This is a genomic window from Pseudomonas gessardii (assembly GCF_001983165.1).
In the GTDB taxonomy this organism is placed as follows: Bacteria; Pseudomonadota; Gammaproteobacteria; order Pseudomonadales; family Pseudomonadaceae; genus Aquipseudomonas; species Aquipseudomonas gessardii.
Window position 1 is genome coordinate 1 of the sequence record NZ_MNPU01000033.1, and the last position, 23,884, is coordinate 23,884.

The 23,884-nt window shown below is 61.4% G+C and carries 19 protein-coding genes; 11 read left to right on the forward strand and 8 right to left on the reverse strand.

All coding sequences use genetic code 11. From position 1 onward, the window contains the following. Window positions 1-230: 230 nt before the first annotated feature. From BLL38_RS20060 to BLL38_RS20070, 3 genes are read left to right on the forward strand one after another with little or no spacing between them, the layout of a single operon-like run. Complete coding sequence (locus tag BLL38_RS20060; RefSeq protein WP_076964057.1) at window positions 231-890, forward strand: paraquat-inducible protein A; 660 nt, start codon at window positions 231-233, stop codon at window positions 888-890. Then, complete coding sequence (locus BLL38_RS20065; protein ID WP_076964058.1) at window positions 877-1,500, forward strand: paraquat-inducible protein A; 624 nt, start codon at window positions 877-879, stop codon at window positions 1,498-1,500. Before BLL38_RS20060 ends, BLL38_RS20065 begins: the two co-directional genes overlap by 14 nt. Beyond that, the gene (locus BLL38_RS20070; protein ID WP_076964059.1) at window positions 1,493-3,796 is read left to right on the forward strand and encodes a PqiB family protein; all 2,304 of its coding nucleotides are present in this window, start codon (window positions 1,493-1,495) and stop codon (window positions 3,794-3,796) included. Before BLL38_RS20065 ends, BLL38_RS20070 begins: the two co-directional genes overlap by 8 nt. A gap of 86 nt (window positions 3,797-3,882) precedes the next feature. Here BLL38_RS20070 and mksF read toward each other — a convergent pair whose 3' ends face one another. The 3 genes from mksF to mksB are packed head-to-tail and all read right to left on the reverse strand — an operon-like array spanning window position 3,883 to window position 8,694. Beyond that, the gene (mksF, locus tag BLL38_RS20075; protein WP_076964060.1) at window positions 3,883-6,723 is read right to left on the reverse strand and encodes an Mks condensin complex protein MksF; all 2,841 of its coding nucleotides are present in this window, start codon (window positions 6,721-6,723) and stop codon (window positions 3,883-3,885) included. Further along, window positions 6,720-7,427 carry an Mks condensin complex protein MksE gene (gene mksE / locus BLL38_RS20080; protein WP_076964061.1) on the reverse strand — a complete coding sequence of 236 codons (708 nt, stop codon included), beginning with the start codon at window positions 7,425-7,427 and terminating at the stop codon, window positions 6,720-6,722. The genes mksF and mksE overlap by 4 nt, the downstream gene beginning before the upstream one ends. Next, entirely contained in the window at window positions 7,417-8,694 is a 1,278-nt protein-coding gene (gene mksB / locus BLL38_RS20085) for an Mks condensin complex protein MksB (protein WP_076964062.1), read from the reverse strand. The genes mksE and mksB overlap by 11 nt, the downstream gene beginning before the upstream one ends. Window positions 8,695-8,923: 229 nt before the next feature. Here mksB and BLL38_RS20090 point away from each other — a divergent pair, with 229 nt between their 5' ends. The 3 genes from BLL38_RS20090 to can all read left to right on the forward strand — a co-directional run bounded on the left by BLL38_RS20090 (window position 8,924) and on the right by can (window position 10,931). After that, window positions 8,924-9,676 (forward strand): energy transducer TonB, encoded by a 753-nt coding sequence (locus BLL38_RS20090; RefSeq protein WP_076964063.1) that lies wholly within the window; start codon window positions 8,924-8,926, stop codon window positions 9,674-9,676. Further along, window positions 9,669-10,121, forward strand: a complete 453-nt coding sequence (rimI, locus tag BLL38_RS20095) for a ribosomal protein S18-alanine N-acetyltransferase (protein WP_003188286.1) — start codon at window positions 9,669-9,671, stop codon at window positions 10,119-10,121. The genes BLL38_RS20090 and rimI overlap by 8 nt, the downstream gene beginning before the upstream one ends. 165 nt (window positions 10,122-10,286) lie before the next feature. Then, on the forward strand, window positions 10,287-10,931 hold the full coding sequence (gene can, locus BLL38_RS20100; protein ID WP_029295821.1) for a carbonate dehydratase: 645 nt from the start codon (window positions 10,287-10,289) through the stop codon (window positions 10,929-10,931). Here the strand turns inward: can and BLL38_RS20105 are convergent. The 4 genes from BLL38_RS20105 to BLL38_RS20120 form a co-directional block, all read right to left on the reverse strand. Then, complete coding sequence (locus tag BLL38_RS20105; protein ID WP_076964064.1) at window positions 10,928-11,452, reverse strand: SET domain-containing protein; 525 nt, start codon at window positions 11,450-11,452, stop codon at window positions 10,928-10,930. The genes can and BLL38_RS20105 overlap by 4 nt on opposite strands. Window positions 11,453-11,621: 169 nt before the next feature. Continuing rightward, window positions 11,622-12,791 carry a hypothetical protein gene (locus BLL38_RS20110; protein ID WP_076964065.1) on the reverse strand — a complete coding sequence of 390 codons (1,170 nt, stop codon included), beginning with the start codon at window positions 12,789-12,791 and terminating at the stop codon, window positions 11,622-11,624. A gap of 289 nt (window positions 12,792-13,080) precedes the next feature. Beyond that, the gene (locus BLL38_RS20115) at window positions 13,081-13,290 is read right to left on the reverse strand and encodes a hypothetical protein (protein ID WP_076964066.1); all 210 of its coding nucleotides are present in this window, start codon (window positions 13,288-13,290) and stop codon (window positions 13,081-13,083) included. A 199-nt stretch (window positions 13,291-13,489) separates the two neighbouring features. Continuing rightward, window positions 13,490-14,908, reverse strand: coding sequence for a short-chain fatty acid transporter (locus BLL38_RS20120; RefSeq protein WP_076964067.1), 1,419 nt, complete (start codon window positions 14,906-14,908; stop codon window positions 13,490-13,492). A gap of 198 nt (window positions 14,909-15,106) precedes the next feature. On the opposite strand from BLL38_RS20120, the gene BLL38_RS20125 reads away from it, so the two are divergent. Further along, window positions 15,107-16,390: an MFS transporter gene (locus tag BLL38_RS20125; RefSeq protein ID WP_076964068.1), complete on the forward strand. Its 1,284-nt coding sequence runs from the start codon at window positions 15,107-15,109 to the stop codon at window positions 16,388-16,390. A gap of 142 nt (window positions 16,391-16,532) precedes the next feature. Then, window positions 16,533-17,429, forward strand: a complete 897-nt coding sequence (locus BLL38_RS20130; protein ID WP_076964069.1) for a cation diffusion facilitator family transporter — start codon at window positions 16,533-16,535, stop codon at window positions 17,427-17,429. A gap of 3 nt (window positions 17,430-17,432) precedes the next feature. On the opposite strand, the gene BLL38_RS20135 is transcribed toward BLL38_RS20130, so the two are convergent. Further along, entirely contained in the window at window positions 17,433-18,107 is a 675-nt protein-coding gene (locus tag BLL38_RS20135) for a heavy metal response regulator transcription factor (protein ID WP_076964070.1), read from the reverse strand. A gap of 183 nt (window positions 18,108-18,290) precedes the next feature. On the opposite strand from BLL38_RS20135, the gene BLL38_RS20140 reads away from it, so the two are divergent. From BLL38_RS20140 to BLL38_RS20150, 3 genes are read left to right on the forward strand one after another with little or no spacing between them, the layout of a single operon-like run. Continuing rightward, on the forward strand, window positions 18,291-19,514 hold the full coding sequence (locus BLL38_RS20140) for a TolC family protein (protein WP_076964071.1): 1,224 nt from the start codon (window positions 18,291-18,293) through the stop codon (window positions 19,512-19,514). A 17-nt stretch (window positions 19,515-19,531) separates the two neighbouring features. Next, window positions 19,532-20,701: an efflux RND transporter periplasmic adaptor subunit gene (locus tag BLL38_RS20145; protein WP_076964072.1), complete on the forward strand. Its 1,170-nt coding sequence runs from the start codon at window positions 19,532-19,534 to the stop codon at window positions 20,699-20,701. An 18-nt stretch (window positions 20,702-20,719) separates the two neighbouring features. Then, window positions 20,720-23,866, forward strand: a complete 3,147-nt coding sequence (locus tag BLL38_RS20150) for a CusA/CzcA family heavy metal efflux RND transporter (RefSeq protein ID WP_076964073.1) — start codon at window positions 20,720-20,722, stop codon at window positions 23,864-23,866. Window positions 23,867-23,884: the final 18 nt, after the last annotated feature.

Sequence of the window (23,884 nt, forward strand, 5' to 3'; positions counted from 1 at the left end):
TAGTGAAACGATGCATCGCCGATGGTAGTGTGGGGTTTCCCCATGTGAGAGTAGGTCATCGTCAAGATTAAATTCCGAAACCCCAATTGCGAAAGCAGTTGGGGTTTTGTTTTGGGCGGTTGAAAAGGTTTTGGCAGATCGCCATCGGTTGATGCCGACAAATTTGCACAGTTATTTCTGAACCAGAACACTAGAATAGACACCTGATCCTTTTAGACTTAGAGCCCTATATGTCCGACCCGGTTGATACCACCCAGGTGTCCGACCTACCGTTGGAGGACCTGGTTGCCTGCCATGAGTGCGACTTGCTGATGCGCAGGCCAGAGCTTGCCCACGGTGAAAAGGCCCTGTGCCCACGCTGTGGTTATGAGATGTACGCCCACCGCTACAATGTCGTCGAACGCAGCCTGGCCTTGGTGATCGCCGCGTTATTGTTGTACGTCCCGGCGAACTTTCTACCCATCATGCAGCTCAATCTACTCGGGCAGTCTTCTGAAGACACGGTCTGGAGCGGTGTAGTCGCCCTGTTCAATACCGGCATGCAAGGTGTCGCAGCGGTGGTGTTCCTGTGCAGCATGGGCATCCCGTTGCTCAAGCTGCTGTGCCAGCTGGCGGTGCTGCTCAGTATTCGCTGGAACATAGGCCGCAGCTACGGCCTGTTGCTATACCGCATTTATCACCATCTGCGCGATTGGGGGATGCTTGAGGTCTACCTGATGGGCGTGCTGGTGGCGATCGTCAAGTTGGCCGACATGGCCGCCCTCAGCGTAGGCCTGGGACTGGCCTGTTTTGTCAGCCTGCTAATGGTCCAGGTGCTGCTGGAGGTGGTCATGTCACCCCATCAGATCTGGCAAGCCTTGTCCGGGGAGGACGAACATGCGGGCGATTGATGCTGGCATTCTGATTTGTACCGAATGCCACGAACTGAACAGGCAGGCCCCGGACACCGACGAGCAAACCTGCACCCGTTGCGGTGCACTGGTCCACGCCCGCCGTCCGAACAGCCTGATGCGCACCTGGGCTTTGTTGATCACTGCGGCGATTTTGTATATCCCAGCTAACCTGTTGCCTATCATGACGGTCAACTCCCTGGGGCAGGGCGCTCCCAGCACCATCATGGCCGGCGTGATTGAACTGGTGCAGCACGGCATGTTCCCGATTGCCGCCGTGGTATTTGTCGCCAGTATCCTGGTGCCGACCTTCAAACTGGTGGGCATCGCCCTGTTGCTATTCTCGGTGCAACGTCACCAGCCACTTTCTGCCCGACAACGCATTATCATGTACCGCTTTATCGAGTTCATCGGTCGCTGGTCCATGCTGGATATCTTCGTGATCGCCATTCTAGTGGCGGTCGTAAACTTTGGGCGACTTGCCAGTATCGAGGCCAATCTCGGTGCCGTGGCGTTCGCCAGTGTGGTGATCTTGACGATGCTTGCTGCAGTAACTTTCGATCCCCGACTGATTTGGGATAACACGGAGTCGGACGACGACCATGACTGATTTGCCAAAGGCTAAAACCCGCCCTGCTTCAAACTGGTCGGCCATTTGGGTACTGCCGTTGATCGCCCTGGTGATCGGCGGCTGGCTCGGATGGCGCGCCTACACCCAGACGGGCATCGAGATCCAGGTTCGCTTTGAAAGTGGGGAAGGCATCCAGGTCAACAAGACTGAAGTGGTCTACAAAGGCATGCCGGTGGGCAAGGTCAAGACTCTGGCCCTGGATGACGAGGGCAGTAATCGCGGGGTGATTGCCACCATCGAGATGAACAAGGATGTCGAGCAATACCTCAAGGCCAATACACGCTTCTGGCTGGTCAAGCCAAGCGTCAGCCTGGCCGGGATTACCGGCCTGGAAACCCTGGTCTCGGGCAACTACATCGCGGCCAGCCCCGGCGACGGCGAGCCCACGCGCAAATTCAAGGCACTCTCCGAAGAACCGCCATTATCCGATATCAAGCCCGGCCTGCACCTGACCGTCAAGGCCGAGCGCCTCGGCTCGCTCGACCGTGGCAGCCCGGTGTTCTACAAGCAGATCCAGGTTGGCCAGGTCAAAAGCTACCTGCTGTCCGCCGATCAGAACACGGTCGAAATAAAAGTCTACATCGAGCCGACCTACGCCAACCTGGTGCGCAAACATACGCGTTTCTGGAATGCCAGCGGCATCAGCATCGATGCCAACCTGTCCGGGGTCAAAGTGCGCAGCGAATCCCTGGCCAGCATCGTCTCCGGTGGTATCGCCTTCGCCACGCCGGAAAATCGCAAGGACAGCCCGCCCACCGACCCAAGCCTGCCGTTTCGCCTATACGAAGACTTCGATGCCGCCGCCGCGGGTATCCGCATCAAGGTCAAGCTCAGTGACTTCGAGGGCCTGCAGGCCGGTCGTACGCCCGTGATGTACAAAGGCATCCAGGTCGGCAGCCTCAAGGCCCTCAAGGTGGACTCTGATCTGTCCAGCGCCAGCGCCGACTTGACCCTCGACCCATTGGCCGAAGATTACCTGGTGGAAGGCACGCAGTTCTGGGTGGTCAAGCCGTCCATTTCCCTGGCCGGCATCACCGGCCTGGAAGCCCTGGTCAAGGGCAACTACATTGCCATCCGCCCCGGCGACAAAGGCACCAGCCCCCAGCGTGAGTTTGTCGCCCGGCCCAAGGCGCCACCGCTGGACCTGCGCTCCCCGGGCCTGCACTTGGTCCTGCTCACAGAAAACCTCGGTTCCCTGGAAGTCGGCAGCCCGATCCTCTACAAACAGGTCAAGGTCGGCTCGGTGCAGAGCTACCAGTTCTCGCGCAAGCGCAAACAACTGGTGATTGGCGTGCATATCGAGAAGGAGTACGAAGGTCTGGTCAACGGTTCGACGCGCTTCTGGAATGCCAGTGGCATTACCCTGACCGGTGGGCTCACCGGCGGTATCCAGGTCAAAAGCGAATCTCTGCAAAGCCTGATGGCCGGGGGGATCGCCTTTGAAACCCCAGAGCCAAACGTGCCGCTGCGCAACCGCATCCCGCGTTTCCGCCTGTTTGCTGATCACGAAGCCTCCACCCAGCGCGGCACCGTGGTGACGATCAAGGTCGATCGTGCGGATGGCCTGAGTACCGGCACGCCGATTCGTTTCAAGGGCCTGGAGGTGGGCAAGATCGAAAGTGTCGACCTGAGCGCCGACATGCAATCGGTGATGCTCAGTGCACGCATCACCGAAGTCCCTGAGCGGATCGCCCGGACCGGCAGCCAGTTCTGGGTGGTCAAGCCAGAGCTGGGCTTGATGAAAACCGCTAACCTGGAAACCCTGGTCACCGGCCAGTACATCGAAGTCCTGCCGGCGGTGAAAAGCACCGGTGCGCAAAAGAACTTCGTGGCCCTGGCCCAACCGCCCGAGGCGAATGTGCAGGAGGCCGGCTTGAGCCTGGTACTCAGCGCCGCCCGCCGTGGTTCGTTGAAAGTCGGCGTACCGGTCACCTACCGTGAAGTCACGGTCGGCAAAGTCACCGGTTACGAGTTGGGCAAGACGGCCGACCGCGTGCTGATCCATGTGCTGATCGAGCCCAAGTACGCGCCGCTGGTTCGTGGTGGCAGCCGCTTCTGGAACAGCAGCGGCTTTGGCCTGGACTTTGGCCTGTTCAAGGGCGCGACAGTGCGCACCGAGTCCCTGGAGACCCTGGTCCAGGGCGGCATCGCTTTTGCGACACCGGAGGGCGAGCGTATGGGCAACCCGGCACTGCCCGAGCAGACCTTCCCGTTGTTCGACAAGTTTGAAGACGAATGGCTGATCTGGGCGCCTAAGATCCCACTGGGTAAATAGGCCCCGACCAACACCGCATAACCCCAGCCCACAAAAAAGGCCGCGGTCCATAGGATCGCGGCCTTTTTGTATTTCAACAGCGCAGGTCAGACCTCATCCAACTCCGGTTCATCCGCCTGCACATTGACCGTCGCCTTCACCGCATCATGCCGGCGAATGTACTTCCAGTCCGCCTCATCGATGTAGATCCCGTTCGGCCCGCTGCCGCCTTCCAGGTCGATCGCCACCTGGGCCGAGACCTGCGGCTTCACACTGGCCAGGATCGGCACAAAGCCCAGTTGCAGGCTGGTTTCCAGCAAGGCGGCCTGGTTCTTCTCATCGATGTCCGCCGCCTCGTCGAGGTAGTACGGCAGGCGCACGCGACCGGCCTGGTCGCGGTCCATCAAGTGCAGCAACAAGTACATGTTGGTCAGCGCCTTGATCGTCATGGTGGTGCCGTTGGACGCGGCGCCATCGATGTCGGTGTGAATGATTGGCTGGCCATTGACCTTGGTGATCTCGAACGCCAGTTCAAACAGGTCCTTGAGCCCCAACTGGTTATGGTTGGCGGCGACCAGGCGCGCCAGGTACTCCTTGGCCTCTTCGTTCTTGTTGTCCTGCTCGGCGCTCTGGCTGAGGTCGAACACCGAGAGGGTTTCGCCTTCCTCATACTGGCCGGCACTGTGAATGATCTGGTCGATATGCTTGAGCGCTTCCTTGTTCGGCGCCAACACGATACGAAAGCTCTGCAGGTTGGATACCTGGCGCTTGTTGATCTCGCGGTTGAACAGGGCCAACTGGTGCTCAAGGCTGTCGTAGTCGCTGCGGATATTGCGCAGGGTCCGCGCGATATCCGTCACCGCCGCACGGCGCGCCTTGCCCAGGGTCAGGGCTTCGTCGGTGCGGTGCGCATACGCGTTGATCAATAGGTGCAGGCGGCGCTCCATATCGTCTTCACTGTCGAACTTGGCCACGCCCTTGAGGCGCACCTGGGCGTACAGCGCGTCGATCTGCCCATCAGCGCGCTGCAAGCCCTGCCAGCTGTCCTGATAGTCATTGAGCAGCGGCAGCAGGTTGTCCATGGAATCGTCGACCGGGTCCATGAACGGCGTACCGAACGGCAAGTCGGCCGGCAACAGCTGGCGACGGCGCAGGGCGTCATCCAGGGTGCGCTGCTTGGCTTCCATATCGCCGATCTGCCGGCCGACCAGCTGCAGCTTGGCCGACAGTTGCTGCACGCGTTCGGTAAACGCATCGCTGGAGCGCTTCAACTCGTCCTGGGCCGCTTCCATCTGCGCCAGGTTTTCCAGCTTCTCGCCTTCCTCGGCACTCAGGGTCTGGGCGCGGCGGTAATCTTCCAGGGCTTTCTGTGCGTCCAGCACCTGCTGGTACAGCGCTTCGGTCTGGGTCTTGCTCGCCGCGCGGTCCGAGGCCACGGCCTGCTGGGTCTTGAGTTGCTTGAGTTCTTTTTCCAGGCGCTCCTTCTGGTCACGCAATGCCGCGCGGTCCGCCAGGGCCTGCAAGGCCGGCGGCTCGATGTGCGAGATGTCGATGGACAGCCCCGGCACTTCAAAGCGCTCGCCGGTGAAACCATCGAGGATCAGCTCCAGGGATTTGACCCACTGGCCGTCTTCATCCAGGGTGATGCCGTGCTCGCCCAGCGGCAGGCTGAACAGCGAACTGTTGAACAGACGCATCAGACGCTCGACGTCCTGCTGTGAGAATTCTTCCCGCAGTTTGGCGTAACTGTTGTTGTCGGCGTGATCGAGTTGCTGCTTGACCGACTTCAGGCGTTTTTCCAGGTCGCGCAAGCGCTCATCCAGATCCTCGGCGCTGAACTGCCGCGACTGCGCCAGGGCGCCGGCCAGTTCATCGTGGGCATCCTTGGCTGCCAGCAGTTGCTGCTCCAGAACCTTGACGTCATCGACCAGGGCAAAGCGATGCTTGAGCACCGACAGCTCGCCCAGCCAGCGCTGGATGCCGCTGATTTCCCGCTCCAGGCGCATCAGCTCCTGGGTGCCGCCGCGCTGATCGTTCTGCAGCGCGTCCTGCTCGTTGCGGTAGTGTTCGGCCTGGATGGTCAGCTCTTCCTTGCGCGCACTGGCGTAGTCCGACCAGGTGCCCAGCAGCGAATCGAGCAAGGGCGACAGGCGATGCAGCTTGCCGCGCAGGATTTCCCGCTGTTTCACGCCATTGGACAGCGCTTCCACCAGGGGGCCGGCGGCTACCAGGGAGTTGTAGTCCTGCTCCATGCGTCGTACATCGCGGAACGCTTCTTCACACGCCGCAATGTAATCCACACTGCCCGAGCGCAGGCTGTGCTCGAACGCATCGAGGAACAGCTGCTTGAGCTTGGCCGCAGTGATCTCGCGCATGTGCAGCAGGTTGATAAACAGGGCGCGGAAGGTCTTCAGACTCTGCTCGCTGGTGGAGCGCAGCGGAATCAGGGTCAGGTCCAGCGGGATCGAGGTATGGCCACCGACCAGCAAGCGTCGCAGCTCATCGGGCTTGAGTTCATAGGCTTTGAGGCCCTCGCGCTCAAGGTTGGTGAACAGCTCTTTCTGGCGCAGGCAGGTGTCGTTTTTCTGGTAGTGGGCCAGGTCCAGCTTGCCGGCGTAGGCAAAGAACTGGTGGCCGAAACCACCGCCCGGGCCGCGGCCGACCACGCCAATCACATGGGGGCCGTGGGGCAGCGAGACTTCGACGAGGATGTAGCTGGTGTCGGTGGCAAAGTAGAAACGCCGCGACTGTTCCAGGGTGTACTTGCCGAAACTCATGTCTGACATGCGCGCCAGGATCGGGAACTGCAAGGCGTTGATCGAAGCCGATTTACCGAGGTTGTTCGCGCCATACACCGACAGCGGTTCTTCCAGCGGGAACAGGCCCAGGCTGTAGCCCGCAGTGTTCAAAAGGGCGAAGCGGCGAATGCCGTAGCGTTCCTTGCTCATGCATCGGTCTCCTGTTCTTCGGCAATGGCACGGGCCAGAGCGTCTTCTTCGCTTTCGTCGGCAAAGTCACTAAGGTCCAGCGGGTCATCGGTCTGCAGCAGTTTTTCATCGCTGTCTTCGTCGATGATCACCGGCGCCGGCAACGGCAGCACACTGTGCACGCTGGCCGCCAGGTCGCGATCGGCCTGGACCGACAGGCACACGTCGAGGAAACGGTGCATCGGCGGCAGGAAGCGGTAAATACCGTTGTCTTCACCGGCAAAGCCAAGCTGGGTCATGCGGCGCATGATTTTCTCTTCCAGCTCCTCGACGGTCTGCACTTCGGCCTGGATAAACAGGTCACGGTACTTCTCCAGCAGGGAGGGCAGTTCATCGCGGCCCAGGCTGCCACCGTCGAGCACGGCAATCGGGTCGCGGCCCTGGTCGGCCAGGTGCTCGACGATGATGAAGGTGAACAGCGCCAGGCGCTGCGCGGTCTTGTTGACCTGCGCGGCGGCCACGGCGGTGTCCGGCACGAAGTAGTAGAAGCCACGGGTGTCGCACACCAGTTCAAAGCCCAGGGCCTTGAACAGCGTGCGGTACTGGTCCTGGAAGTTCGACAATTGCGCGTACAGCTCCGGGTCGCGGCGGCTGACGTGGTAGCCCTTGAACAGCTCGCGAAAGATCGGCGCCAGCTGGGACAGTTCGGATAGATCAAGATGCATAAGGGGTGCTCGCAGAATTCTCGGCCACGTCGGTGCTGGCCGGGAGCAGGGCGAATGAGCGCAGGCTGACCTGGTGCTCGTGAGTGTGGTAATCCCGGCGTTCCAGGCGCTCGCGCTTGAAACGCTTCTCCCGCGACAGGCGCGAGAACCAGTACAGCAACTCGTCGGTGGCCCCGTCCGGTTCCTGTTCCAGCAACCAGGTCATCAGGTCGGGCATCGGCAGTGCGTCTGCGCAGCGCTCCAGCATCTCCTTGACCGTACGCGGCGCACGCTGGGCTTGGCCCTTGTGGGATTTGTGGGCCTTGGGGAACCGCGCCGGCTTGGGCTCGAAGTTGGCCAGGGCATACACATAGGCTTCCACCTGGCTGGCACTGCCCAGGAAGGTACTTTGTGGCCGGGTGAACATCGGCATCGCCGCTTGCGGCACCGCGTCCAGGCCCTTGCGGCGGATCGCCGACAGGGCCAGCGCCGCGCCACGGGTCACGGCATTGTGCCGGCGCGCTTCTTCGCGCAGCGGTAGCAGCAGTTCCCGGGCATGGCGCAAGGTCAGTTGGGCGCTGGTCTGCATTTCGAGGATGCGCGCGTGGGTGCGCAGCAACATATCGTCGTCCACCAGGTGGCCCAGGCGCTGCTGCTCGGTGAGCATACGCAACAGCACGTTCTCTACCTTGCGCACGCCTTGCTCGAAGGCACCGTCGGCGTTCACCAGTTGGATCATCGGCTCGACATACTCGTCCCAGGTCGCCAGGACCTCGGCATAACGCTGGCGCAACGGGATCTGCCGGTCGCTGGTCTTGGCGCGGTCGGCCACGGCGGCGAGGGCTTGTTCATCATTGGCGAGTTTTTTCAGCACGTCGCGCACGCGCATGTCCAACAGCCGCAGTTGACGGGCCAGGTCATGGCCGTCGCGGATGTCGAAGGCGTCCTGGATATAACCGGCCAGGCGCTCGAGGTGGCGCAGGTAGGCTTCGATTTCCAGGCACAGGCCTAGCCGGTGCTCCTTGCGAAGATAGGCCAGGAAGTCATGGATCTGTGCATTGAGCTCGAAACGGTTCGGGCTCTTGGCCACAGGCACCAGGATATCCAGGCGAATCCACACGTCCAGCAGGCTGGTGATGTCCTGTGGTGTGCTGTCCAGTTGTTGGGCGGCCAGTTGCGCGCGCAACTCGCCAAGGCTCAGGGTGCCTTGGTCGAAGTGTTCGCACAGTGGCTCAAGCAGGGCCCAGTGTTCGGCGAGGGCGCGCAAGACGCGCTTGGGTTCGATCATCGGAATGGCCGGCTGGTTGGCGAATTAAAAGCAGCGATTGTACTGCATCAGGCGCGGGATTTATCCACAGCCGGTCAGGGCGCGTTCGCGATGGGCGGTCAGCAATGCAGAGAAAATCATCAACGGTGGGCGATCATCGTCGAAGGGCGGTAGAATCTGCGCTCTTTAGTTATCCACAAGTGGCCGAGCCTTGCTTATCGAGTCCCGACGTCGCGCTTACTTGACCGCCATGCAGGTGGTCAACTGGCTGCCGCGCACCGAATTGCCCTTTGCCGCCCCGTCGCGGCCCGAACTGCTGCAAGCGCTGGAGCCGTTCGAGCCGTTCGACGCCTCGGGCGAGGAAGCGGCGGTGCCGGTGGCGCTGGTCAAGCCCGTGGCCGAGGTGCCTGTGCGGCCGTCGGAGCGGGTCAAGATCGAAGTGCCACGCCCGTCGAGCACGCCCAAGCCCGTTGCCGTGGCCGACGATGCCCCGGCCCCGGTGGCCAAGGCCCCGGTCGTGCCGCCACCGCGTTTTGCCCTGCAGTTGTTGCGGGCCGGGCGTTGCCTGTTGCTGGTGGAGTTGCCCACCGGCGAGCGTTTCCAGGCGCGTGACCCGGCCTACCTGCTGCTCAAGGACATGCTGCGCGCCGCCGGCCTGCCCGACAGCCCGCAGATCGTTGGCGAGCCTGTGCGCTGGCCGCTGCTGGTGCGCGGCAATATGGACCAGGGCCCGGACGCCGCGCGTGACTTCGTGCAGGGCTTTGTCGCGGCCCGCCTGGAAGACGAGCCCTGCGTGTGCCTGTGGCTGATCGGCCTGCCGGCCGTGCGGTTTGCCGGCGAAGCCGACGCCCAGGCCTGGTACCGCGAACTGCAGGTCGAAGGCCTGGGCTCGGTCTGGGCCTTGCCGGGCCTGGAACTATTAATGGAAGAGCCACAGCGTAAGGCTGATGTCTGGCAAGCCATGCGCCGGCTGATGGCGCGCTGGAAAACAACCGATGAGTGAGGCTTTATCCTTCCGCCCGATGACCGAGGCTGACCTCGACGCCGTGCTGAAAATCGAATACGCGGCGTTCAGCCACCCCTGGACCCGTGGCATCTTTCTCGACGGGCTGGGCAAGTACCAGATCTGGTTGATGTTCGAGGGCGAGCAGCAGGTGGGCCACGGGGTGGTGCAGATCATCCTCGATGAAGCGCATTTGCTGAATATCACCGTCAAACCGGAAAACCAGGGGCGTGGCCTGGGCCTGGCCCTGCTGGAGCATCTGATGTCCCGGGCCTATGCTGCCAATGCGCGGGAATGTTTCCTGGAAGTGCGCGACAGCAATACCGGGGCATTTCGCCTGTATGAGCGCTACGGCTTCAATGAAATCGGCCGTCGCCGCGATTACTACCCTGCTGTCGGAGGTCGCGAAGATGCAGTGGTCATGGCCTGCACCCTGGTCGACTGAAACGGTATTCCCTGTAGAAAGGGCTTGTGTGGGAACGGGCTGTTAGCCTCTTTGGCGTCGTAATTGCTCATGCTGTCGGGGTTATAGTGTGTCTATCTACCCCCGAGCGTGACCTCGATGGGTGGTCGTCTGTCATACCTGCGCATGATTCCTGAGGCTGATCTGATGAACGAACTACAAGACCTGCTTGATAACAACGAACGCTGGGCGGATGCGATCAAACAGGAAGATCCCGAATTCTTCGCCAAGCTCGCCCGCCAGCAGACCCCGGAATACCTGTGGATCGGCTGTTCGGACGCCCGGGTGCCGGCCAACGAGATCGTCGGCATGTTGCCCGGCGACCTGTTTGTGCACCGCAATGTGGCCAATGTGGTGCTGCACACCGACCTCAACTGCCTGTCGGTGATCCAGTACGCGGTGGATGTGCTCAAGGTCAAGCATATCCTGGTCACCGGCCACTATGGCTGCGGCGGCGTGCGTGCCTCGATGCAGGACCGCCAGTTCGGCCTGATCGACGGTTGGCTGCGTTCGATCCGCGACCTGTACTACGAGAACCGCGAAGTGCTGGCCCAGTTGCCCACCGAAGAAGAACGCGTTGATCGCCTGTGTGAGCTCAATGTCATCCAGCAAGTGGCCAATGTTGGTCACACCAGCATTGTGCAGAACGCCTGGCACCGCGGGCAGAGCCTGTCGATCCATGGTTGCATCTACGGGATCAAGGACGGTCGCTGGAAAAGCCTCAACGCCACCATCACCGGGTTCGAGCAGTTGCCGCCGCAATACCGCCTGCGCCCGATAGAGGCCATTTAACAGCGTTTGCGCTGGCGCCACTGTTCCATAAACTGTTGGCCCTCGGCGTTCAACGGCTCTTTCATACCGGTGATCCAGCCCCGGCAGTTCCCGGCCCCGCAGCGGCACGGGAACTGCCTGAACAGCACATCCTCGGTGGTGGCGTAATCCATGGTCAGCAGTGTGCCGGGGCGGATAGCCTGGATTGACCACAGCTCCAGCTCGCTGATGTCGAGGAACACGTTCGGGTCGCACGAATGCAGGAGCAGACCGCTGAACCAGGGGTCGTACAAGTGGATGCGCGACGACATCTGCAGCGTGTGCAGGCGTCGCTCGCCCAGGGCGTACCCGGAAATCTTGGCGATGCGTATCCGGCTGTCGAAGGCGACTTTGGCTTTAATCCCGGTTCCGCGCCCGTTGCGGGTGCGCACCACCTCGAAGTGTCGGGACGAGGGGTAACCCTTTTTGGCCAGCAGTGCTGCGAAGGGATAAAGGCCGTTATTCGCAGCAGCAGGCACCTCTTCCATGAGCTGGGTTTTCATAGCGCTCCTTGTCGGGCTGCATCGACCTCCTGGTGTCGAGAGAACTGCCAGTCTTGCAGCAAATGGACAGGATCCAAGATTTACGCAAAAAAACGCCGATAGCTACTGTCAAATCTGACAGTCGATATCGGCGTTTTTTGGCGTAAGCCAATGCTGATAAGTGAGCGGGCTACAGTACGGGCGCTGCGACAGAGGCCTCTGGGGCGGGGCTTTTCAGGCGCTTGAGCTGGGCCTTGATCGAGGCGGTGGTGCATTTTTCCTTGGCCTGTTCGGCCGATAGCTCGCGCACCGAGGTGTAGAACAGTTCGCAGGTCTGCTCCTTGCGCGTTACCTGCCAGGTATTCATGCAGCCCTTGAGCAACACATTGGGGTCGCTGGCGGGCTTCTGGCCCATTCCCGCCTGCCAGCAGGCGGCGCTCAAGTCCTGGCCCATGACCTTCAAGCCGGCCTCGTCGGCCTTCTGTTCGTCGCCGTTGTAGCTGGCCGGGTCGGCGGCGTACCAGATGTAACTGGGGTGATTGGCCCCCAGTACCGCGACATTGCGGCCTTCGGCCGGGCTGATCTGCGCCAGGCCCAGTACCCCGAGGGTTTGCCCGTACTGTTGCTGGATCCAACTGCGCACCGGCGCGCCGAAGGCGACCATGGGCAATGAGCCCGTGGGGTGCCGGCTCAGTTCCCGGACAATCCGGGTCTGGTATTCGCTGAAGTAGCCGTAGACCCCTTCCAGGTCCTTGCCGGCCGAGGAGGGCGCGGCAATCGGTGCAATATCGATGATGGTCTGGTATTCCGGGGTCTGGGTTGCCGGTATCCCGTTGGCGGTCAATAGCGTGGCCCAACGGTCGGTGGTGGCCGACTCCAAGTAGTCCTGATAATGGGTCAGGGAGTAATCCGGTGGGAAATGCATCAACTCGATGCTCTTGCGGTTTTCCAGGGCCATGCCCAGCGGCAGGAACAGGTACCAGCTAAATTGCCACTTGCCATCGCGGTTGAGCCGGCTGGCGCCCTCGTAGGCCAGGTCGGCGGTGTCCAGCAACGCGGCCAGGGGCTGGCCATAACCGTCGGGCACGCCGGTAAAGTGGGCGCGGACCCGATCCTGCTGGGTCTTCACACTGACCCGGGCGCGGCTGTAGCCATCGCGCTGCAGGCTCTGAGTCAGATAATGCTCGACGGTTTGCTCCAGGGTCAGCGGCCGAAAGCAGATCACACTGCAATTGTTGGGGTAGGCGAACAGTTGCGTGACCCGTTGCGGGGTGCCCAGGTCGAGCTCGACGTCGGCGTGTACGACCGCGCTCAAAGTGAGTGCGACAAAGGTGAAGGACAGCCTGGTCAGTTTAAACATGTGTGTTTCCTTGTCAGCTAAAGCCCGTCTGCGCGGGATGAATGCCTACCCTCACACAGTAGCGGCTGACTGGGAAAATGCGTCGAGAAATGCGGTTTTTTTGTAGGGGGGCCGCCTCTCATATATCGTGAAATGCAACGCATTGCTTTGCGTTGTCCATGAGGTTGCAATTAGCCATGAGTTAGTTGCAAAACTTGTAAGTTTTAAATGTAGGCTGCGAAGCCAGAGTGCTTGATGACTTTCACAGCCTCTATAAAAAATTAATGTTTTTAGATTTATATAATAGAAATTAGCCTTTAAAATTTACAACAGGCTTGAAAAGATCTTTGTTAGGGTTTGACTCTGCAAAGACTATTCTTCCCGCCGGTTGGCCGAAAGCCGGTCTGAACTGTTTGAATTTTTTTAGCTGGGGATTTTGCTGTTGGCTGGCTTCTTGGGTGTTGCCCGTCTCAGCACTGTTTTGCGAGGCCGGCATAGTAGTTGTAGGCGTGATATTCATGGGGGCTCCAGTTATAGCTCTAAATAATTTAGTGGCGGTCTCTTAGTTAAGTTGAAGATTGTCCGGTGCTACTAAAAGACACCATATAGGTGGTTTTTCAGTCGTGTTGGGTTCCTTCCTTGAAATATTCAGAGGGAAAAAAGGCGCTCAATGTCGACCTGGCTGCACCCGCCACAACAACGGGTGCAACGTCCAAAGATTAAGGCATCACCGGCGGCATGTACTTCAGCGTCGTTCCCAGCGCCCAAAGCAGGAACAGCACCAGGGGCGTGTGCACCAGCAACTGCACAAACGAAAACCCGATCAAGTCCCGCGCCTTGAGCCCCAGCACGCCGAGTAACGGCAGCATGTAAAACGGGTTGATCAGGTTCGGCAGGGCCTCGGCGGCGTTGTAGATCTGCACGGCCCAGCCCAGGTGATATTGCAGGTCATTGGCCACCTGCATCACATAGGGCGCCTCGATGATCCACTTGCCACCGCCCGACGGGATAAAGAACCCCAGTACCGCCGAGTACACACCCATCAGCAGGGCGTAGGTGTCGTGGGAGGCGATGGAGGTGAAGAAGGTCGAGATATGGTGGGCCAGGGTCTGGCCGTCGCCGCCCTTGACCACAGTGATCAGCGCCGCGATGGAGCCGTACAGCGGGAACTGGATCAACACCCCGGTGGTGGTGGGCACCGCGCGCGCCACGGCGTCGAGGAAACTGCGCGGGCGCCAGTGCAGCAGGGCGCCGAGCATCAGGAACAAAAAGTTATAGGTGTTGAGCCCCGAGATCGCACTGATCGCCGGCTTGGTCGAAAACTCGTGGAACAGCCAACCGGCGGCCAACAGCGCGAGCAAGAGGGTCAGCAACGGGCTGTGCTCCAGCCATTCCCCCGGACGGCTGGGCGGTTGCAGCTTGGGCAGGTTGAACGCCGGGTCCACGCCACAGGCCTTGGCGTCACGGGCCGAGTTGGGGCCTGGTGCGGTGACGTAGGCGATGAGCAGCGACACCACGATCAACGCCAGCAACAGCACGCCCGATTGCCACAGAAAGATCGTGTCGGTGAAGGGAATAGTCCCGGTGATTGCCAGGATCGACGGCGGCAAGCTGGCCGGGTTGGCCTGCAATTGCGCGGCCGATGACGACAACCCCAGCGCCCACACGGCGCCCAGGCCCAGATAGGCCGCCGCGCCGGCGGCGCGATAATCCATGCGCAAATCCGTGCGCCGTGCCAGCGCCCGCACCAGCAACCCGCCGAACACCAGGGACAGGCCCCAGTTGAGCAGCGACGCGACCATCGAGATCAGCGCCACCCACGCCACGGCGGAGCGGCCGTTTTTTGGGATGCGCGCCAGGCGATCAATCAACTTCACGGCGGGCGGCGAACTGGCCACCACATAGCCGCCAATCACCACGAAGGCCATCTGCATGGTGAACGGGATCAGGCTCCAGAAGCCATCGCCAAAGGCCTTGGCCGCATCGGTGGGGGCGGCGCCCATACCCAGGGTCGCCACGCTGACAATGATCACGGCCAGGGCGGCAAACACCCAGGAGTCGGGAAACCAGCGCTCGGCAAAGTTCGAGCAACGCAGGGCAAAGCGGGCATAGCGGCTGTCTTCGATAGGATCGGCCACGTGGGAGTACCTCTTGTCGTTATTATGTAAGCGCCAGGGGCTGTGCAAGGTATCGCCGCATCTTGGCCCAAGGTTATTTATTTGGGAAGGTTGTTATTTTCATGGATCAATGAGTAAAACGAATATATCCACGGCATTGCCAGGATCCGGCCCAGCTCATAACCTGCACGCCATTTTGTCTGTCTGCCGAGCTTCTCCATGACTGCCACCGCTTATCCACAGGCGCAGCGTTTTTCCCGCTCCGACTACAAGACCCTGGGCCTGGCCGCCCTGGGCGGTGCCCTGGAAATCTACGATTTCATCATCTTTGTATTTTTTGCCCTGACCCTAAGCCAGCTGTTCTTCCCCCCGCAAATGCCCGAATGGCTGCGCCTGCTGCAAAGTTTCGGGATTTTCGTCACCGGCTACCTGGCGCGGCCACTGGGCGGGATCCTGATGGCGCACTTTGCCGATCACCTGGGGCGCAAGCGCGTGTTCAGCCTGAGCATCCTGATGATGGCCTTGCCCTGCCTGCTGATCGGGATCATGCCGACCTACGCGCAAATCGGCTATTTCGCACCCCTGATCCTGCTGGCGCTGCGCGTCCTGCAGGGCGCCGCGGTGGGTGGTGAAGTGCCCAGCGCCTGGGTCTTTGTCGCCGAGCACGCGCCGGCCAATCATCGCGGTTATGCCCTGGGGTTCCTGCAGGCCGGGCTGACCTTCGGTTACCTGCTGGGGGCCTTGACCGCGACCTTGCTGGCGCAGCTGTTCACCGCTGAACAAATCCTTGATTACGCCTGGCGCTTCCCGTTTCTGTTGGGCGGTGTATTTGGCGTGATTGGCGTGTGGCTGCGCCGTTGGCTGAGCGAAACCCCGGTGTTCCTGGCCATGCAGGCGCGCCGCCAGACTGATGCCGAACTGCCGCTGCGCACGGTGTTGCGCGACCACCGCCAAGCGTTGCTGCCGGCCATGTTGCTGACCTGTGTGCTCACCTCGGCAGTGGTGGTGCTGGTGGTGATCACGCCGACCATGATGCAGAAAACCTTTGGCATGAGCCCCAGCCACACCTTTGCCCTGAGCGCATTGGGCATCGTGTTCCTGAATATCGGTTGCGTACTCGCCGGCCTGTTGGTGGACCGCATCGGCGCCTGGCGCGCGGTGCTGGTCTACAGCCTGCTGTTACCCGTCGGCATCGCCGTGCTCTACGCCAGCCTGATCGCGGGTGGCGTGTGGCTGGGCGTGGCCTATGCTGTGGCGGGGTTGAGTTGCGGGGTGGTGGGCGCGGTGCCGTCGGTGATGGTCAGCCTGTTCCCGGCGCCGGTGCGTGTGTCGGGGATTTCTTTCACCTACAACATTGCCTACGCGCTGTGGGCCAGTACTACGCCGTTGATACTGATCGCGCTGATGCCCACCAGCCCATGGATCTGCGTGATGTATTGCGGGGTGATGGGGGCGGTGGGTGTGGCCAGTGCGTTGCGGTTTGGTCGGCGCCCTGTTTTTTGACGCCGCCGCATTCTCCTACAGGGGATGTGGTCGCCTTCTGCCATACGGCTTAATGGCAGTCACATGACAATTATGTAATTCATACCAAAAGTTTCCCTTTATCGCTCTATGATCAGCGCACATTCCCCCACGAGGACACTCTATGAGCGCAGGACACAGCCACGCCACCGTACGCGCCGGCCACGAGCGTAAATTATGGTTAGCCTTGGGGCTGACCGGCAGTTTCATGATTGCCGAAGTGATCGGCGCCTTTGTCACCGGCAGCCTGGCATTGCTGTCCGACGCCGCCCATATGATGACCGATACCCTGGCGCTGGCCATTTCCCTGGTGGCGATCCAGGTCGCCAAGCGCGCCGCCGACCGTAAACGCACATTTGGCTACGCCCGTTTCGAAATCCTCGCGGCCGCGTTCAATGCGTTGCTGCTGTTCGTGGTGGCGTTCTACATCCTCTATGAGGCTTACCAGCGTTTGCGGGCGCCGGCCGAAATCCAGTCCACCGGCATGCTGGTGATTGCCGTACTGGGCCTGATCGTCAACCTGATTTCCATGCGCCTGCTCAGCGCGGCCAGTGGCGAGAGCCTGAACGTCAAGGGCGCCTACCTGGAGGTCTGGAGCGACATGCTCGGTTCCGTCGGCGTGATCATTGCGGCAGTGGTGATCATGTTTACCGGCTGGGGCTGGGTCGACTCGGTGGTGGCGGCGGCGATTGGGTTTTGGGTGGTGCCCAGAACCTGGACACTGCTCAAGGCCAGCATGAACGTGCTGCTGCAAGGCGTGCCGGATGGCCTCGATATCGACGCGATAGAGCAGGGCATTTGCGCGGTGCCTGGGGTCAAGGAGGTGCATGACTTGCATATCTGGGCTCTGACCAGTGGCAAAAACGTGCTGAGCAGCCATCTGGTGGTGGACCTGGCACTGGGTACTGAACAACAGATCCTCGCCCAGGTGACCGAATTACTGCATGAACAATTCGATATTTCCCACGTCACTATCCAGATCGAGGGCGAGGGTTTTCATCAGGAGCCGATTGCGCACTGACCGCTATTCGCGGTCTTCCAACACGTAGCCCACCCCGCGCAAGGTGTGGATCAACTTGCGCTCGAACGGGTCGTCGATCTTCGCGCGCAGGCGGCGGATCGAGACCTCGACCACATTGGTGTCGCAATCGAAGTTCATGTCCCACACAAACGAGATGATTTGTGTGCGCGACAGCACCACACCGCTCTGGCGCATCAGCAGGTGCAGCAGGGCGAACTCCTTGGTGGTCAGGTCAATCCGCTGGCTGCCGCGAAAGGCCCGGTGGCGGCCCTGGTCCAGTTCCAGGTCGGCCACCCGCAACACATCCGGCACGGCGGTCTCGACGCTGCGCCGCATCAGGGTGCGGACCCTGGCCAGCAGTTCGGGAAACTCGAAAGGCTTGACCAGGTAGTCGTCGGCGCCCAGCTCCAGGCCTTTGATTTTATCGGCCAGGCGCCCCTGGGCGGTCAGCATCATGATGCGGGTGTTACTGGTCTGGCGGATCCTTTGCAGCACATCCCAACCGTCCATGATCGGCAGGTTCACATCCAGCAGCACCAGGTCGTAGGCGTGTTGCCGCGCCAGGTGCACACCGTCGGCGCCGCTGGCCGCGCAATCGACCACATAGCCGCTTTCGCTCAGGCCCTGCTGCAAGTAATCGGCCGTTTTCAGTTCATCTTCGATAACCAGGATTCGCATGTCGAGCGTGCCTCGGTGCCAGGGAAATTATCTGCATGTCGCCGCGAAGGTTAAAGCAAAACCCCGGACCAGAGCCTTTGCTAACGGATTTGTAATGTTCTGGCCACCCCTCTGATAAGTCGCGAAAGTTACATTGCCCCTGCTTGGATCTATCCGCCAACTCATGGGTGTGGAACGCTTGTTATGCCAACGTTTTTAAGAACAATTGTGTGCTCCGTTGTGGGGGTATTGGCGATAGCCCAAATGGCGAGCGCCCAGACCCTGACCCTCGAATCAGCCCTGCAAAGTGCGTTTGCCGGCAACCCGGACCTGGCCGCGGCGCAATGGGAAATCGACATCGCCCAGGGCGGTCGGCAGCAGGCCGGGCTGATTCCCAACCCGGTGGCGTCCTGGGATGCCGAAGACACCCGCCGCCGCACCCGCACCACGACGATCAAGTTGACCCAGACCCTGGAACTGGGCGGCAAGCGCGGGGCGCGGATCGATCTGGCCTCACGGGCACAGGATGCGGCAGCCCAGGAACTGGAGCAGCGCCGCAACCTGCTGCGCGCCGAGGTCATCGATGGCTTTTATGGTGCACTGCGGGCCCAGGAACGCCTGGAACTGGCCCAACGCTCGATGGCATTGGCCGAACGCGGCCTGGTGGTTGCCGATGGCCGGGTCAGGGCGGGTAAGTCGTCGCCGGTCGAAGCCACCCGCGCCCAGGTGCAAGTTTCGGAAATCCGCCTGGAGCGCAGCCGCGCCGAGATCGGAGTGACCGAGGCCTACCGCCGGCTGGCGGCGATCACCGGTAGCGCCAATATCGACTTCCAGCGCGTCGAGGCCGGTGCCGCCAGCATTCCGGCGCTGCCGTCCACCAACCAATTGCTGGCGCGCCTGGGAAATACTGCCGAATTGCGTCTGGCTGAACTGCAAATCCGGCAACGGGAAGCCGGCCTGGGCCTGGAAAAAGCCCAGCGCATTCCCGACCTCGACGTGTCCATCGGCAGCCAGTACGACGCCAGTGTCCGCGAACGGGTGAACCTGGTCGGTGTGTCGATGCCGATCCCGCTGTTCAACCGCAACCAGGGCAATGTCCTGGCCGCCAGCCGCCGCGCCGATCAGGCCCGGGACCTGCGCAACGCCACTGAACTGCGCCTGCGCACCGAAACCCGCCAGGCCCTGGACCTGTGGGCAACGGCCAACAGTGAAGTAAGCGCCTTCAACCAAGTGATCCTGCCTGCCGCCCAAAGTGCGGTGGACAGTGCCACCCGTGGCTTCGAGATGGGCAAGTTCAACTTCCTCGACGTACTCGACGCCCAGCGCACCTTGATCGCCGCCCGCACCCAATACCTCGCCGCACTCGCCCAGGCCACCGACGCCTGGGTGCGCATCGAACGGATTTACGGCGACCTCGCCCGCATTTGATCTATCAGGAGTGACCCATGAACAAAAAACAAGGCATGGCTCTGGCCGTTGCGGTAGCCGTGGCCCTCGGGGTGGTGGCGTTTTGGCCGGCCACCAGCGTCGCGCCCCAGCCCACCGTGGCCGCCGCCGAGGCGCCCAAAGAGGAAGGCGAAGAGGAAGAGGGCGCGCTGGTGCTTAACGACCAACAGATCCAGGCCGCTGGCATTCAACTGGCCCTGGCCCAACCCCGGCAAATCAGCACGTTGCTGTCACTGCCGGGCGAAGTGCGATTCGACGAAGACCGCACCTCCCATATCGTGCCCCGTGCTGCGGGCGTGGTGGAGTCGGTGAAGGTCAACCTGGGGCAGAAAGTGAAGCAGGGCGAGTTGCTGGCGGTGATCGCCAGCCAGCAGATCTCTGACCAGCGCAGCGAGTTGGCGGCCAGCGAACGCCGGGTCGAACTGGCGCGCACTACCTTCCAGCGCGAGCGTCAGTTATGGCAGGACAAAATCTCCGCTGAACAGGATTACCTGCTGGCCCGCCAGACCCTGCAAGAAGCCGAGATTGCCCTGAACAACGCGCGGCAAAAAATGAACGCCCTGAGTGGCAGCGCCGTGTTGGCTGGCGGCAATCGTTATGAGCTGCGTGCGCCGTTTGCCGGGGTGGTGGTGGAAAAACACCTGGGCGTCGGCGAGGTGGTGAGTGAGACCAGCGCCGCGTTCACCCTGTCGGACCTGTCCCAGGTGTGGGTCACCTTCGGCGTGTTCCCCAAGGATTTGAACAAGGTCCAGGTCGGCAAGCCGGTGAAGGTCAGCTCCACGGAAATGGGCACCGACGTGATGGGCACCGTGGCCTATGTCGGCAACTTGCTGGGTGAGCAGACGCGCACGGCCACGGTGCGCGTCACCGTGCCCAACCCTGACGATTCATGGCGCCCCGGCTTGTTCGTGGCGGTCCAGGTCTCGACGGACACCTATGCGGCGGCGGTCACCGTACCGGCGGCGGCGATCCAGACCGTGGAAGACAAGCCGTCGGTCTTTGTGCGCACCGCCGAAGGTTTCATGACCCGCCATGTGGAGCTTGGGGTGAGTGAAAACGGCTTTGTTGAAGTGCGCCAGGGCCTGGAGGCCGGGGCACAGGTGGCGACCGTCGGCAGTTTCGTCCTCAAGTCCGAGCTGGGCAAGGCTTCGGCCGAGCACGCCCATTGATCCTGCGAGTGATTTCCCATGTTTGAGCGTCTAATTCAATTTGCCATCGAGCAGCGCATCATCGTGCTGCTGGCGGTGCTGTTGATGGCCGGTGTCGGCATCGCCAGCTATCAGAAACTGCCCATCGACGCAGTGCCGGACATCACCAACGTCCAGGTGCAGATCAACTCGGCGGCGCCGGGTTTTTCCCCGCTGGAAACCGAGCAGCGCATCACCTTTCCCATCGAAACCGCGATGGCCGGCCTGCCGGGTCTCCAGCAGACCCGCTCGTTATCGCGTTCGGGATTGTCCCAGGTCACGGTGATCTTCAAGGACGGCACCGACCTGTTCTTCGCCCGGCAGCTGGTCAACGAACGCTTGCAGGTCGCCCGCGAGCAATTGCCTGACGGGATCGAGACGATGATGGGGCCGGTTTCCACCGGGCTGGGGGAAATTTTCCTGTGGACCGTGGAGGCCGAAGACGGTGCGCGCAAGGAGGACGGCTCGGCCTATACCCCCACCGACCTGCGGGTGATTCAGGACTGGATCATCAAGCCGCAACTGCGCAACGTGCCCGGCGTGGCCGAGATCAATACCATTGGCGGCTTTGCCAAGGAATACCAGATTGCCCCGGACCCCAAGCGCCTGGCCGCCTATAACCTGACGTTAACCGATCTGGTCACCGCGCTGGAGCGTAACAACGCCAACGTCGGCGCCGGTTATATCGAGCGCAGCGGCGAGCAGTTGCTGATCCGCGCGCCGGGGCAGGTGGCGTCCATCGACGACATCGCCAATATCGTGATCAACACGGTAGATGGCACGCCGATCCGCGTGCGCAATGTGGCCCAGGTCGATATCGGCCGCGAGTTGCGCACGGGCGCGGCCACCGAAAATGGTCGCGAAGTGGTACTCGGCACCGTCTTTATGTTGATCGGCGAAAACAGCCGCACCGTGTCCCAGGCGGTGGCGAAAAAACTCGAAGAGATCAACCGCTCACTGCCCGAAGGCGTGGTGGCGGTGACGGTCTACGACCGCACCAACCTGGTGGAAAAAGCCATTGCCACCGTGAAGAAAAACCTCTTTGAAGGTGCGCTGCTGGTCATCGTGATTCTGTTCCTGTTCCTGGGCAATATCCGCGCCGCGTTGATCACCGCGATGGTGATTCCGCTGGCCATGCTGTTCACCTTTACCGGGATGTTCACCAACAAAGTCAGTGCCAACCTGATGAGCCTGGGCGCGCTGGACTTCGGGATCATCGTCGATGGCGCGGTGGTGATCGTGGAGAACTCCATCCGCCGCCTGGCCCATGCGCAGCACCGCCACGGCCGCCTGCTGACCCGCAGCGAACGCCTGCACGAAGTGTTTGCCGCCGCCAAGGAGGCGCGCCGCGCGCTGATCTTCGGGCAGTTGATCATCATGGTGGTGTACCTGCCGATCTTCGCCCTTACCGGGGTGGCCGGGAAAATGTTCCACCCCATGGCCTTCACCGTGGTGGTGGCGTTGCTGGGCGCGATGATTCTGTCGGTGACCTTTGTGCCGGCGGCCATTGCGCTGTTCGTCACCGGCAAGGTCAAGGAAGAAGAAAACTGGGTGATGCGTACCGCACGCCGGGGCTATGCGCCGGTGCTGGATTGGGTGATGGCTCACCGTTCATTGGCCTTTGGCATGGCGCTGTTGACCATCGTGGTGTCTGGCGCAGTGGCCAGCCGCATGGGCAGTGAATTTATCCCCAGCCTCAGCGAAGGTGACTTTGCCCAGCAAGCCATGCGTGTACCGGGCACCAGCCTGACGCAGTCGGTGCAGATGCAGGAGCAGTTGGAAAAAACCTTGCTGGCCCAGGTGCCGGAAATCCAGCGCGTATTTGCCCGTACCGGTACGGCGGAAATCGCCTCCGACCCGATGCCGCCGAATATTTCCGACAGCTACCTGATGCTCAAGCCCAAGGACCAGTGGCCGGATCCGAAGAAATCCCGCGAACAATTGATCGCCGAGATCCAGCGGGCCAGTGCGATTGTGCCGGGGAGCCAGTACGAGTTGTCGCAGCCGATCCAACTGCGTTTCAACGAGTTGATTTCCGGGGTGCGCAGTGACGTGGCGGTGAAGGTGTTTGGCGATGATATGGCGGTGCTGAACAAAACCGCCGGGGAGATTGCCGAGACCTTGAAGAAGCTCAGCGGCGCCTCTGAAGTGAAGGTGGAACAGACCTCCGGCCTGCCGGTGCTGACCATCAATATCGACCGTGACAAAGCCGCGCGCTTTGGCCTGAATGTCGGCGATGTCCAAGACACCATTGCCGTGGCCGTGGGTGGGCGCCAGGCGGGCACGATGTACGAAGGTGACCGGCGCTTTGACATGGTGGTGCGTTTGTCCGACACGCTGCGTACCGATATCGAGGGGTTGTCGCGGCTATTGGTGCCGATCCCGGCGCTGGCCAACAACACCACGGGGCAACTGGGCTTTATTGCCTTGTCGGAAGTCGCAAGCCTGGACCTGGTGCTTGGGCCGAACCAGATCAGCCGCGAAAACGGCAAGCGCCTGGTGATTGTCAGCGCCAACGTGCGTGGGCGTGATATCGGCTCCTTTGTCGAGGAGGCGCAAACCGCGATCACCGCACAAGTGAAAGTGCCTGCCGGCTACTGGACCACCTGGGGCGGGCAGTTCGAGCAACTCAAGGAAGCGTCCGAGCGCTTGCGGGTGGTGGTGCCGGTGGCGTTGCTGCTGGTATTCGGCCTGCTGTTTATGATGTTCAACAACCTCAAGGACGGGTTGCTGGTGTTCACCGGGATTCCCTTCGCCCTGACCGGTGGGATCATGGCGCTGTGGCTGCGGGATATTCCGCTGTCGATTTCCGCTGGGGTGGGGTTTATTGCGCTGTCGGGGGTGGCCGTGCTCAACGGCCTGGTGATGATCGCGTTTATCCGCAACCTGCGTGAGGAAGGGCGTTCGTTGTCGGTGGCGATCAATGAAGGGGCGCTGACCCGCTTGCGTCCGGTGTTGATGACCGCGCTGGTGGCATCCCTCGGGTTTATCCCCATGGCCCTGGCCACTGGCACCGGTGCCGAAGTGCAACGGCCGCTGGCGACAGTGGTGATTGGCGGGATTATCTCTTCGACGTTGCTGACGCTGCTGGTACTGCCTGCGCTTTACCAGTGGGCCCATCGGCGCGATGAGGAGCCGGTAGCGTAGCTGCTGCCGAACTCCAGC